Raw genomic sequence first — 12225 nt, forward strand, 5'->3', positions numbered from 1 at the left:
AAATATTAATCAACTTTGCACCTTTCAGATATTAATGTATTAATAATTATAATTTAAGCATATTTCTTGAACACTACAACTGCATTATGCCCTCCAAATCCAAAGGAATTTGAAATAGCATACATTACATTTTTATTTATAGCCTTATTAGGAACGTAATTTAAATCGCATTCCTCATCAGGTGTATTTAAATTTATTGTTGGAGGTATTATATCGTTATTTATAGTTAGAGCTAATATAACGCCTTCAATTCCACCAGCAGCTCCAAGAAGATGTCCTGTCATGGATTTTGTTGAGCTTATCGGTATATCATAGGCTTTAGTACCAAAAACTTTTTTTATCGCTAATGTTTCAAACTTATCATTATATTCAGTTGATGTTCCATGGGCATTAATATAATCTATATCCTCAGGCTTTATATTAGCATCTTCTATTGCTCTTTTTATTGCAAGAGCTGCCCCTTCACCTTCAGGATCCGGAGATGTCATATGATATGCATCACAGCTTGCACCATAACCGGCTACTTCTGCATAAATTTTTGCGTTTCTTTTTAGTGCATGCTCAAGCTCTTCAAGTATTAAAATACCTGCTCCTTCCCCTATTACAAAACCATCCCTGTTTTTGTCAAAGGGTCTTGATGCTATCTGCGGATTTTCATTATTTTCAGATAGTGCTTTCATTGAGCTAAATCCAGCAACTGCGAGAGGAGTTATTGCCGCTTCGGTTCCACCAGTAAACATAATATCAGCTTCTCCTCTTTCTATTGCTCTATAAGCCTCGCCTATCGCATTTGTTCCTGAAGCGCAGGCAGTTACAATGGTTTCATTTATTCCACGAGCTCCAAGCTTCATAGCTACTTGCCCTGCAGGCATATTAGCAATCATCATAGGAATGAAAAATGGACTTACTCTTTTTGGTCCTTTTTCCTTTAAAGTTACCATTTGATCTTCAAAGGTTTCAAGTCCACCTACACCGCAGCCTAATATAACTCCAATCCTATCTCTGTTGATTTCATCAAGACATAATCCTGAATCTTCAAGAGAAAGCTTTGCTGCTGCTACTGCGTATTGAGTTGCTTTGTCCATTCTTCTGCTTTCTTTTTTGTCCATATATTTTTCTGCATCAAAGTTTTTAACTTCAGCAGCAATTTTCACATTAAATTCAGAAGTATCAAAATGTGTAATAAAATCTATTCCGCTTTTTCCACTAACTATATTATCCCAAAAATTATTAAGTTCACATCCAAGAGGACTTATAACTCCAAGTCCTGTTATTACAACTCTTTTTTTCATACTTATCCTCCTATACTTTGAGGCTCAGGTAAACAATGCTAACTTTTAATATATTTTAAAAAGCCCCGAATAAATCGGGACTATTTTTTTACATATCAGTATGTTCCTTTATGTAATCTACTACATCACCTACAGTTTGAATTCTTTCTGCATCTTCATCTGGAATTTCTATATCGAATTCCTCTTCAAGAGCCATTATAAGCTCAACGATATCAAGAGAATCAGCACCAAGGTCATCAATGAAAGATGAATCCATGGTTATATCATCTGAATCAACACCAAGTATATCTGAAATTCTTTCTTTTACTTTCTCAAATATCATTAAATTCACCTCCCTTCAAACAACTCACATATATAATATTACATAACCATTCCTCCGTCAACATTTATTACCTGACCTGTTATATAATTTGATTCATCGCAGGCTAAAAATAATGCTGTTTTTGCAACATCTTCTGGGTTTCCTGCTTTTTTTAAAGGTATTTTGTCTATAATATCTTCTTTTATCTTTTCATTTAAAACTTCTGTCATTCTTGTTTCGATATAGCCTGGAGCTATAGCATTAACATTAATATTTCTTGATGCAAATTCCTTTGCAGCAGATTTTGTAAGAGCTATAACCCCTGCCTTTGAAGCAGCATAATTTGCCTGTCCGGCATTGCCTGTTATACCTATTACAGATGACATATTTATTATTTTACCATGTTTTTGCTTTATCATGTATCTTGAAGCACATTTTATTGTATTAAAGCATCCTTTTAAATTAACATCTATAACCCTATCGAAATCTTCAACATCCATTCTCATTATAAGATTATCTTTAGTAATTCCAGCATTATTTACAAGTATATCAATACTATTATATTTTTCAATAATATTGTCTATCATATTTTTTACATCATCGTAATTTGACACATCGCATTTTATGCTTTCACATATTCCGCCGGATGAATTTATTTCTTCAACAACTTTTTGAGCAGATTCTGCATTTCCAGAATAGTTTACAATAACTATAGCACCTTCAAGTGCAAATTTTAATGCTATAGCTCTTCCAATACCCGAAGATGCACCGGTAATAAGTGCTACTTTTCCTTTTAACTTCATTTTTTCACTCCTATTCTATGATAGTTCCTTAAGTACCTTTTCAAAAGTTTTTATGTTTTCAACATTATAAATTGATTTGGTTTTATCTATTTTTTTTACAAAACTGCTTAATGTCTTAGAAGGCCCAATTTCTATAAAAGTATTTACTCCATCATTAATCAGTTTTATAATATTTTCTTCAAATCTTACAGGAGATGAGATTTGATATTTAAGCTTTACAATAGTTTTTTCAATATCATCGTCATAATATTCATTATCATAATTTGACAATATATTTATGGACGGACTTTGTATTTTTGAATTTTTTAATATCTCTTCAAGTTTTAAACCTGCATTTTTCATTAAGCTTGAGTGAAAGGGCCCGCTTACATTTAGAAGTACTGCTTTTAATGCTCCCTTTTCCTTTAATATTTCTGCTGCTCTTTGCACTAAAGCTTTTTCACCAGTTATGACAGTTTGACCTGGACAATTATAATTTGCAACTTCTATTGTACCGTGAATCTTAAGCTCGTTGCAGCAGCTCTCAACAATATCTCTGCTTATACCAATAATAGCCGCCATTCCACCCTCATAATCTAATGCAGCATTTTGCATAAGCTTTCCACGCTCATATATTATTTTAAGACCATCTTCAAAAGTAAATGCATTGCCATAGACAAGGGCTGAATATTCTCCAAGGCTTAAACCAGCTGCATAATCAGCTTTTATGTTATTCTCATTAAGTATTGAGGCAATAGCAGTTGAAGTTGTAAGAATTGCTGGCTGGGTGTTTTCGGTTTTTGATAATTCTTCATCAGGTCCTTCAAAACATAACTTTTTAATATCAATATTAAGTATATTATCTGCTTTTTCAAATATTCTTCTTACACACTCAAAATTATCATATAAATCTTTACCCATACCTGCGTATTGAGCGCCTTGACCTGCAAACAAAAATCCTATTTTTCTCATTTACACCATTCCTTTAACTTTGCAAAGTTTTCGTTATATTCTTTTATCAATCCATTAATGATATCATTACAAGGCTTAATATCATTAATTAATCCTGAAATCTGACCTGCCATTACTGACCCATATTCTATATCACCTAATACAGCTGCTTTTCTTAGAGCCCCTGCACCAAGCTTTTCTATTTCTTCCTTTGAAGCATTAGAATCTTCAAGCTTTTCAAATTCTCTCGTAAGCTTATTTTTTAAGCATCTAACAGGATGCCCTGTTTTTCTTCCAGTTGCAACAGCATCTCTATCCTTTGCTTCAATAATTGCATTTTTATAGTTTTCATGGACTATGCATTCAGTGGAGCAAACAAATCTTGTCCCAATTTGTACCCCTTCAGCACCAAGGGCGAAAGCAGCGAGCATACCCCTCCCATCACCTATTCCTCCTGCTGCAATAACAGGAATATTTACTGCATCAACTACTTGAGGCACAAGACAAAATGTAGTAAGTTCCCCTATGTGGCCTCCTGACTCAGTACCTTCTGCTATCACTCCATCAACACCTTCTTTTTCCATTCTTTTTGCAAGTGCAACTGATGGAACAACAGGGAAAATTTTAGTTCCATTTTCCTTAAGAGATTTTATATATTTCCCAGGGTTACCAGCACCAGTAGTTATTACAGGTACTTTTTCTTCTAATATTACTTTCATAACATCGTCAACATAGGGAGACATAAGCATTACATTTACACCAAAGGGTTTATTTGTAATTTCTTTTATCTTTCTTATTTGATTTCGAACATATTCTCCTTCTGCTCCGCCTGCTGCTATTATACCAAGTCCTCCTGCGTTTGATACTGCACCTGCAAGTTCATAGGTTGAAACCCAGGCCATGCCTCCTTGAAAAATAGGATATTCAATATTGAGTAATTCATTAACTCTTGTTTTCATAACATCCTCCTATATAATCCATTTAATTAATACTGCCCCATAGGTTAGGCCAGCTCCAAATCCAACAAGTAATATATTATCACCTTGTTTAATTTCACTCCTTATAAAACTGTCATAAAGAGTTACAGGAATGGAAGCTGAAGACATATTACCATATCTGTCTAATGTAATCCCAACCTTATCCATGGAAATACCAAGCCTTTTTGCAGCGGATTCTATTATTCTAATATTAGCTTGATGTGGTATGAGATAGTCTATATCTGAAAGATTTAGATTGTACTTTTCTAAAAGTTTTATTGCTGCTTCTGGCATCGCCTTAACTGCGAACTTAAATACTTCAGGACCATTCATAGATGTATAATGAAGTCTTTTTTCTACAGTTTCAAAGGAAGATGGCATCCTCGAGCCTCCAGCAGGCAGAGTTAAAAAGTTTCCACCAGCACCATTAGCCATAATAAATTCACCAATAATTCCATCTTCTTCAGTTCTTGAAATTACTACTGCACCACAGCCATCTCCAAAAAGTACGCAGGTATTTCTATCAGTAAAATCAGTAACTCTTGATAATATGTCACATCCAATAACGACAATATTTCTATAAAATCCTGTTTCAATAAATTGTTTTGCAATTGTAACTGCATATATAAAACCAGTACATCCTGCAGAAACATCAAAGGCAGCAGCATTTATTGCGCCAATGTTATTCTGTACAATCGCTGCAGTTGATGGATACATCATATCTGGTGTAACAGTAGCTACTATTATAAGGTCAACGTCTTTTGAATCAATATTAGCCATTTCTATAGCTTTTTTTGCAGCTTCAGATGAAATATCTGAAGCTGCTGTATCCTTATCAGCTATTCTTCTCTCTTTAATTCCTGTTCTTGTAACTATCCACTCATCTGATGTCTCAACCATATTCTCAAGGTCTTTGTTCGTTAAAACATTATTGGGTAAGCTTATGCCTATACCTGTTATCCCTGCATTATATTTCATTATATCTCTCCTATCAAATTATGACTTATATCGTCTTACTTCGTTTTTTATATCCTCAACAATATTACCATTCACACAAAGCATAGCCTGCTTTATTGCATTTTTTATAGCTTTAGAATTTGAACTTCCATGGGCTTTAATAACAGTTCCATCAACTCCAAGAAGTATTGCCCCGCCATATTCTGTATAATCAAATTTCTTTTTAAATCTTTTAAATACAGGTTTTAATATAAGGCCACCAATTTTTGATATTGTTGAAGATGTTATTTCTTCTTTCAAAATATCAAATATTGTACCAGCAACACCTTCAAATAACTTTAAAATTACATTTCCAGTAAAACCATCACAAAGAACAACGTCAATATTTCCATCAGGTATTTCTCTTGCTTCAATATTGCCTTTAAAATTAAGATTGCTTTCTTTTAAAACTTTAAAGCATTCCTTTGTAAAAGCATTTCCTTTTTCTTCTTCTGAACCAATATTCACAAGACCAATTGTTGGAGTTTGCTTTTTTAATACTTTCTTTGAATAAATCTCACCCATTATTCCGAATTCAAGTATATTTTCAGCTTTGCAATCTGCATTTGCTCCAGAGTCTATAAGCATAAAATAATTATTTTTTCCAGGAAGTACAGGTGATAAAGCTGCTCTATCAATACCTTCTATTCTGCCTACTATAAAAAGTCCCCCTGCAAGAATAGCACCTGTACTGCCAGCAGATATAAAAGCATCGCCTTTTTTCTCTTTTAAAAGCTTCATACCTACAACAAGTGATGAATCTTTTTTTCTTCTAATTGCAAGTGTCGGAGAATCATTATTCGTAATAATTTCTGTAGTATGTACTATTTCAATTTTATCTGAATATAAATTATTGCCTTTAATAACATCTTCTATTTTATCTTTATCACCAACAAGCAATATTTCAATATCATATTCTTTAGCTGCAAGATAAGAACCTTTTACAACTTCTAAAGGAGCATTGTCTCCTCCCATAGCATCGACAATAATTTTCATTTTTATTCCTCCTTACACTCATCAATAGAAACCAATATAAATTTTCCTCTGAAAACTTCCTGTTGATTAACATATATAAAAACCCAGACAAAAAATTTATTGCCTCTTGTTCTTACAATCTCACCTTTTGCTACAAGCCTTTCCCCTGCATAGACTGGTCTTTTATATTTAATATTTGCAACACCAGTTAATGCTGCCTTTGCGTCTACTATTGCAAGGGCTAAGGTTTCTGCCATAGCATATATATGCTGTCCCTTTACTACCTTAGTTTTTTCAAATACTAAACTATCATCTGTATCAAGTATAGAAATTGCATTTTTGCCTATTGTAATATCTATAAGTTCTCCTACAAATTCTCTACCAACAATTGCTTTAACCTTTGAAAATTTGTCCTCTGCAACATTTTTGATTCTTTCCCTAAGTTCAGGAATACCAAGTTCTAATCTATCTAATCTTATAGTTTGAACTGAAATTTTAAATTTATCAGCTAATTCTTCATCTGTTATGAATGGATTGCTTTTAATTATTTCTTGAAGTTTGCTTTGCCTTTGAACTTTTTTTTCCCTATTGTTCATAGGTCCCACTCCTTATATCTTATTTTATGACCTACTACTAATATTAAGTATATATAATATATCGTAATAAATCAATAAAAAATTTCAATATAAACAAAAAGAAAGTCCATACAGACTTTCTTTTAAAAAATTATTTTTCTATAACAGTTCTATTTTTGTAATATCCACAGTTATCGCATACTCTATGAGCAAGCTTCATTTCATGGCACTGTGGGCATTCAACCATTCCAGGCATTGAAAGTTTCCATGTCTGGGCTCTTCTTTTATCTCTTCTAGCCTTTGAATGTCTTCTCGCAGGATTTCCCATTATAACACCTCCTCAATCGCCTTTAAAAAGGTCTTTAAGTACTGCAAGTCTCGGATCAATTTCTCCTTTTTCGCAGTTACATTTGCCTGTATTCAAGTTCTTGCCGCATATTGAACATAATCCTTTACAGTCCTCGCTGCAAAGAAACTTAATAGGCATAGAAAGAATTATATTGTCAATAACCATGTTGCTCAAATCAATAGTATTGCCATCATAACTATAAGTATCTTCATCCTCATGAGCTTTAGAAAAAATCTCATCATAATCGATATTAAGCTCATAATTAAACGTCTCAAGACACCTTGAGCATTGCGCTTTTATAGAGGTACTTATTGTTCCTTTTACCTTTATAAGGCCTCCATCGTAATAAGCGCTTCCATCAACTTTCAAAGGAGACATAAGATAAAACTTAAAATCTTCCCTTTCAATGCTTTCCTTTTTAACAACAATTTCAAAGGGCAGAATTTCAATATTCCCTTTTATCAGCCCTGAAATATCAAGCAACATAAGCTCACCTCAAATAAGCCACAATTTATTATATAAATTTAATGTATAAAAGTCAAGCTGTTGTTAAATAATAAGCCAATCTTTATATAATTTTATCCTTATTTTCTTACGATATCCATTGTATCTCTTGCTATCATTAATTCCTCATTTGTAGGGATAAGGTATACTTTAACTTTAGAATCAGCAGTTGATACCTCAGTTAATTTTCCTCTCACTTTATTTTTTTCTTCATCAATTTTAACGCCCAAAAATTCAAGTCCCTTACAGGTTTCATACCTTGCTTCAGGAGAATTTTCTCCAAGACCTGCTGTAAATACTATAGCATCTACTCCTCCCATAGCAGCAGCATAGGCTCCTATATATTTTTTAACTCTATAGTAAAATACATCTAAAGCAAGTTTTGCCTTTTTATTTCCTTTTGCAGCTGCATCCTCTACATCTCTAAAATCACTGCTAACACCTGATAATCCCAAAACTCCTGATTTTTTATTCATAACGTTGTTAACTTCTTTAGAGGACAAATTAGCTTCATCTTGTAGGAAAGTAACAATTGCAGGATCTATATCACCACATCTTGTGCCCATTACAAGACCTTCAAGAGGTGTAAATCCCATGCTTGTATCTACTGATTTACCATTTAAAACTGCAGCAACGCTTGCACCATTTCCAAGATGACAGGTTATTATTTTGCAATCTTTAATATCCTTGCCAAGCTGTTCTGCAGCAATCTTTGATACATATCTATGAGATGTTCCATGGAATCCATATCTTCTAATACCATATTTTTCATATAATTCATATGGAAGAGCATACATATATGCATAATCCGGCATTGACTGATGAAATGCTGTATCAAAAACAGCAACCATAGGAGTGTTTGGCATCAATGCTTTACATGCGTTTATACCTATTAAGTTTGGAGGATTATGCAGTGGAGCAAGTCTTGAACATTCTTCTAAAACCTTCATAATATCATCATCAATTAAAATGGAAGATGAATATTTTTCTCCGCCATGAACAACTCTATGGCCTACAGCTGATATTTCACTCATATCGCTTATAACACCATGGTTTTTATCTGTAAGAGCATCTAAAACAAGCTTAATAGCATCCTTATGGTCCTTCATTGGATGCTCAATTACTACTTTATCTTTGCCTTCAGGTTTATGAGTTAAAACCGAACCTTCAATCCCGATTCTTTCTACAAGCCCTTTTGCTAGTAGAGATTCATTTTCCATGTTTATTAATTGGTATTTAAGTGATGAACTACCGCAATTTACAACAAGTATTTTCATATGTACATCTCCTTTTATTATAAATTTATTCCCTGTGCTTGAACTGCAGTTATAGCAACAACATTAACAATATCTTCAACGCTGCATCCCCTTGAAAGATCATTAATAGGCGCAGCAAATCCTTGGCATATAGGTCCGATTGCTTCAGCATTTGCAAGCCTTTGTACAAGCTTATATCCTATATTTCCAGCTTGAAGGTCAGGGAATATTAAAACATTTGCTTTTCCAGCAACATCACTTCCTGGAGCTTTTAGTGAAGCAACCTTTGGAACAATTGCTGCATCAAGCTGAAGTTCGCCATCTATCATTATATCAGGTGCCATTTCCTTTGCCAATTTTGTAGCTTCCACTACTTTGTCTACAAGTTCATGTTTTGCGCTTCCCTTTGTAGAGAATGAAAGCATTGCAACTTTTGGTTCAATTCCGCAAAGCACCTTTGCAGTTCTTGCACTTGTAACAGCAATCGATGCAAGTTCAGAAGCTGTAGGATTTGGATTTACAGCACAATCTCCAAACACGAATAATCCTTTTTCACCATAAGCTTCATTTGGAACTTCCATTACAAATACACTTGATACTATTGATATACCTGGCGCAGTCTTTATAATTTGCATTCCAGGTCTTAATAAATCTCCTGTTGAATGTACAGCACCGGATACCATTCCGTCAGCATCTTTAAGTTTTACCATCATTGCACCAAAATACATAGTATCTAATATCATTTCTCTTGCTTTTTCGATAGTCATTCCTTTGCTTTTTCTCAGCTCATAGAGCTGCTGTGCATAAAACTCTGATTTCTCAGAAGTTTTAGGATCTATTATTTTTATTCCTTCGATATTAGCTCCTTCCTTTTGAGCAGCATTTTTTATTTCTGATTCATCGCCAAGAAGTATTATTTCTGCTAAACCTTCTTTTTTAATAATTTCAGCAGCTCTTAAAGTTCTTGGCTCGCTGCCTTCAGGAAGAGCAATAACTTTTAAATCGCTTTTTGCCTTTGACCATATTTTTTCCATTAAGCCCATCTTTTTTCCTCCTCAAATATAAAATTAAAATGTTTATATTTATATAAAATTGAAAATATATATTATTATATGTTAATATATATTTCTGTCTATAATTATAATTTGTTTATTTATTAAAAATAAACTAAAATAATAATAAAATTAAAAACAATGTTTATGGAGGTTTTTATGACCACAACAGGAATAATCGTTGAATATAATCCACTTCATTATGGTCACATATATCATCTTAATAAAACAAAGCAATTAACAAATTGTGATTCAATTATTGCTGTAATGAGCGGCAATTTTGTCCAAAGGGGTGAACCTGCAATAATAAATAAGTGGGCAAGAACAAAGGCAGCGCTCTTATCAGGAGTTGATTTAGTTATTGAACTCCCAGTTATCTACTCTATAAGCAGTGCAGAGGGTTTTGCCTTTGGTGCCGTTTCAATATTAAACTCCCTTGGCATTATCGACAATTTATGCTTTGGAAGTGAGATAGGTAATATAGATAAACTGTATTACATATCTAAAATATTATATGAAGAACCAGAAGAATACAAGTATATACTAAAAAAATACATCAAATCTGGTTTATCCTTCCCCAGTGCCAGACAACAATCGCTCTACAAATATATAATAGATAAAAATGATGTCAATGTAAATATAAATGATATCGAAAATATAATAAAAAATCCAAATAATATACTATCTATAGAATATATAAAATCATTAATTAAGCTTAGAAGCAATATTAAGCCTTATACAATAGAAAGAATTATAAATTCTTATAATGATGAAAATTTGACAGGTATGATTTCAAGCGCTACCTCGATAAGAAAAAATATTTATAATGAGGAAATAAAAAATGCTCTTCCAGAGTACTCCTATGAAATAATAAAAAATGAAGAGAAAAATGGGAGAGCACCTATAACAATTGATGATTTTTCTAATATATTGCTTTATAAATTACGATCTGAAGAGATTAATTATATTTCCTCAATAGCGGATGTTTCAGAAGGACTTGAATATAAAATAAAAAGAGCAAGCGAGGATTCTGTTTCAATAAATGAACTCATTGAAAATATAAAAAGTAAAAGATACACATCAGCAAGAATAAAAAGAATACTTTTATATTCTCTTCTTGGAATAACAAAGGAAATTTATGATAAAAAAAAGAAACAGCCTGCTGAATATGTACGAATACTTGGCTTTAACAGCAGGGGGAAGGAGCTTATAAAATCTATTAAAGAAAAAAGTTCTATACCATTAATCACAAATCCATCGCAAAAGGATACTAATATTTTAGAGCTTGATATTAAAGCAACGGATTTTTATGTACTTGGTTATAAAAATAAGATTTACACCAGTGCAAAGCAAGATCTTAAAGTTCCTCCTGTAATAATTTAGTTTCATTTGAAGTGTTTTTTAACTTTTCATTTATTTTTTCTCTTATTACGTCTAAAACTTCTAAAGTTGCTTGTTCTCCCTTTTCTGTACATAAATCTACAAGATCAAATCTTGTCGGGTCGATATCGTTTAAATCGACCCTTATCATTATATCTGCATCCTGTTTTTTCATTAAAAAAAGCTCTCTCTCCATTAAATCTATAGATTCATATAATACATTAAATATACTTTTACAATTGCTGCTATTGAGATTAAATCCCACATCAACACCAATTACCAAATCCGCACCCATGCATTTTAGAATCTTAGCAGGTACTCTTTCTATTACACCTCCATCGACTAAAATCATATCGTCTTTAAAATAGGGTACGAACACACCAGGCACTGAAATACTTGCTCTTATAGCTTCATGTACCTTTCCATCTTTAAATATCACTATATTTTTATTTTTTAAATCCGTTGCTACAACGTATAAAGGTGTTTTTAAATCCTTAAAATCACAATCCTTAGTAATAAATTTTAATATGCTTTGTATTTTATCTCCCTTGATGAATCCATTTCTTGGCACCACAACATCTAAATAGGCTTTTTTAGGTAGCTCTTTAAAAAGAGCCTTAACATATTTAAAATCAATTCCTGCACAATAAAGAGAGCCGATAAGTGCACCTGCGCTGCTCCCTGATACCATATCAATGGGTATATCATATTTTAATAATGTTTCAATCACTCCGATATGTGCAAGTCCTCTTGCAGCTCCTGAACCTAAAGCAAGACCTATTTTAAATCTGTCTTTCATATCTTTCACCTTTCTTTCATAGAATATAATGAATTA

Annotated in this window: 14 protein-coding genes; 1 reads left to right on the forward strand and 13 read right to left on the reverse strand. The window is 32.7% G+C overall.

What is annotated here, in order from left to right; genetic code table 11:
* Positions 1-53 precede the first annotated feature (53 nt).
* The 12 genes from fabF to pta all read right to left on the reverse strand — a co-directional run bounded on the left by fabF (position 54) and on the right by pta (position 10001).
* A complete protein-coding gene (fabF, locus tag B5D15_RS08940) occupies positions 54-1292 on the reverse strand; it encodes a beta-ketoacyl-ACP synthase II (RefSeq protein WP_078696775.1) in 1239 nt (412 codons plus the stop codon).
* A gap of 88 nt (positions 1293-1380) precedes the next feature.
* Complete coding sequence (gene acpP / locus B5D15_RS08945; protein WP_078696776.1) at positions 1381-1614, reverse strand: acyl carrier protein; 234 nt, start codon at positions 1612-1614, stop codon at positions 1381-1383.
* A gap of 38 nt (positions 1615-1652) precedes the next feature.
* Entirely contained in the window at positions 1653-2396 is a 744-nt protein-coding gene (fabG, locus tag B5D15_RS08950) for a 3-oxoacyl-[acyl-carrier-protein] reductase (RefSeq protein ID WP_078696777.1), read from the reverse strand.
* Positions 2397-2411: 15 nt separating this feature from the next.
* The gene (gene fabD, locus B5D15_RS08955; RefSeq protein WP_078696778.1) at positions 2412-3347 is read right to left on the reverse strand and encodes an ACP S-malonyltransferase; all 936 of its coding nucleotides are present in this window, start codon (positions 3345-3347) and stop codon (positions 2412-2414) included.
* Positions 3344-4285: an enoyl-[acyl-carrier-protein] reductase FabK gene (gene fabK, locus B5D15_RS08960; protein WP_078696779.1), complete on the reverse strand. Its 942-nt coding sequence runs from the start codon at positions 4283-4285 to the stop codon at positions 3344-3346. The genes fabD and fabK overlap by 4 nt, the downstream gene beginning before the upstream one ends.
* 9 nt (positions 4286-4294) lie before the next feature.
* Positions 4295-5281: a beta-ketoacyl-ACP synthase III gene (locus B5D15_RS08965; RefSeq protein ID WP_078696780.1), complete on the reverse strand. Its 987-nt coding sequence runs from the start codon at positions 5279-5281 to the stop codon at positions 4295-4297.
* An 18-nt stretch (positions 5282-5299) separates the two neighbouring features.
* A complete protein-coding gene (gene plsX, locus B5D15_RS08970) occupies positions 5300-6295 on the reverse strand; it encodes a phosphate acyltransferase PlsX (protein WP_078696781.1) in 996 nt (331 codons plus the stop codon).
* Between the two features lie 2 nt (positions 6296-6297).
* Positions 6298-6870, reverse strand: a complete 573-nt coding sequence (fapR, locus tag B5D15_RS08975) for a transcription factor FapR (RefSeq protein WP_078696782.1) — start codon at positions 6868-6870, stop codon at positions 6298-6300.
* A 130-nt stretch (positions 6871-7000) separates the two neighbouring features.
* Entirely contained in the window at positions 7001-7177 is a 177-nt protein-coding gene (rpmF, locus tag B5D15_RS08980; protein WP_078696783.1) for a 50S ribosomal protein L32, read from the reverse strand.
* A gap of 12 nt (positions 7178-7189) precedes the next feature.
* Positions 7190-7684 carry a YceD family protein gene (locus B5D15_RS08985; protein ID WP_078696784.1) on the reverse strand — a complete coding sequence of 165 codons (495 nt, stop codon included), beginning with the start codon at positions 7682-7684 and terminating at the stop codon, positions 7190-7192.
* 98 nt (positions 7685-7782) lie between these two features.
* Complete coding sequence (locus B5D15_RS08990; RefSeq protein ID WP_078696785.1) at positions 7783-8979, reverse strand: acetate/propionate family kinase; 1197 nt, start codon at positions 8977-8979, stop codon at positions 7783-7785.
* A 17-nt stretch (positions 8980-8996) separates the two neighbouring features.
* Positions 8997-10001, reverse strand: coding sequence for a phosphate acetyltransferase (pta, locus tag B5D15_RS08995; protein ID WP_078696786.1), 1005 nt, complete (start codon positions 9999-10001; stop codon positions 8997-8999).
* A 168-nt stretch (positions 10002-10169) separates the two neighbouring features.
* Here pta and B5D15_RS09000 point away from each other — a divergent pair, with 168 nt between their 5' ends.
* Complete coding sequence (locus B5D15_RS09000; RefSeq protein ID WP_078696787.1) at positions 10170-11393, forward strand: nucleotidyltransferase; 1224 nt, start codon at positions 10170-10172, stop codon at positions 11391-11393.
* On the opposite strand, the gene B5D15_RS09005 is transcribed toward B5D15_RS09000, so the two are convergent.
* Positions 11368-12189, reverse strand: a complete 822-nt coding sequence (locus tag B5D15_RS09005; RefSeq protein ID WP_078696788.1) for a patatin-like phospholipase family protein — start codon at positions 12187-12189, stop codon at positions 11368-11370. The genes B5D15_RS09000 and B5D15_RS09005 overlap by 26 nt on opposite strands.
* Between the last annotated feature and the right edge of the window lie 36 nt (positions 12190-12225).

This window comes from Caloramator quimbayensis (genome assembly GCF_900167605.1).
GTDB lineage: Bacteria > Bacillota > Clostridia > Clostridiales > Caloramatoraceae > Caloramator_B > Caloramator_B quimbayensis.

Bases quoted from the DNA above. Each gene is read 5' to 3' on its own strand.
- B5D15_RS08965 (WP_078696780.1), bottom strand. From the start codon at position 5,281: ATGAAATATAATGCAGGGATAACAGGTATAGGCATAAGCTTACCCAAT.
- plsX (WP_078696781.1), bottom strand. From the start codon at position 6,295: ATGAAAATTATTGTCGATGCTATGGGAGGAGACAATGCTCCTTTAGAA.
- fabG (WP_078696777.1), bottom strand. From the start codon at position 2,396: ATGAAGTTAAAAGGAAAAGTAGCACTTATTACCGGTGCATCTTCGGGT.
- pta (WP_078696786.1), bottom strand. From the start codon at position 10,001: ATGGGCTTAATGGAAAAAATATGGTCAAAGGCAAAAAGCGATTTAAAA.
- B5D15_RS09000 (WP_078696787.1), top strand. From the start codon at position 10,170: ATGACCACAACAGGAATAATCGTTGAATATAATCCACTTCATTATGGT.
- fabD (WP_078696778.1), bottom strand. From the start codon at position 3,347: ATGAGAAAAATAGGATTTTTGTTTGCAGGTCAAGGCGCTCAATACGCA.
- rpmF (WP_078696783.1), bottom strand. From the start codon at position 7,177: ATGGGAAATCCTGCGAGAAGACATTCAAAGGCTAGAAGAGATAAAAGA.
- B5D15_RS08985 (WP_078696784.1), bottom strand. From the start codon at position 7,684: ATGTTGCTTGATATTTCAGGGCTGATAAAAGGGAATATTGAAATTCTG.
- fapR (WP_078696782.1), bottom strand. From the start codon at position 6,870: ATGAACAATAGGGAAAAAAAAGTTCAAAGGCAAAGCAAACTTCAAGAA.
- fabF (WP_078696775.1), bottom strand. From the start codon at position 1,292: ATGAAAAAAAGAGTTGTAATAACAGGACTTGGAGTTATAAGTCCTCTT.
- B5D15_RS09005 (WP_078696788.1), bottom strand. From the start codon at position 12,189: ATGAAAGACAGATTTAAAATAGGTCTTGCTTTAGGTTCAGGAGCTGCA.
- acpP (WP_078696776.1), bottom strand. From the start codon at position 1,614: ATGATATTTGAGAAAGTAAAAGAAAGAATTTCAGATATACTTGGTGTT.
- fabK (WP_078696779.1), bottom strand. From the start codon at position 4,285: ATGAAAACAAGAGTTAATGAATTACTCAATATTGAATATCCTATTTTT.
- B5D15_RS08990 (WP_078696785.1), bottom strand. From the start codon at position 8,979: ATGAAAATACTTGTTGTAAATTGCGGTAGTTCATCACTTAAATACCAA.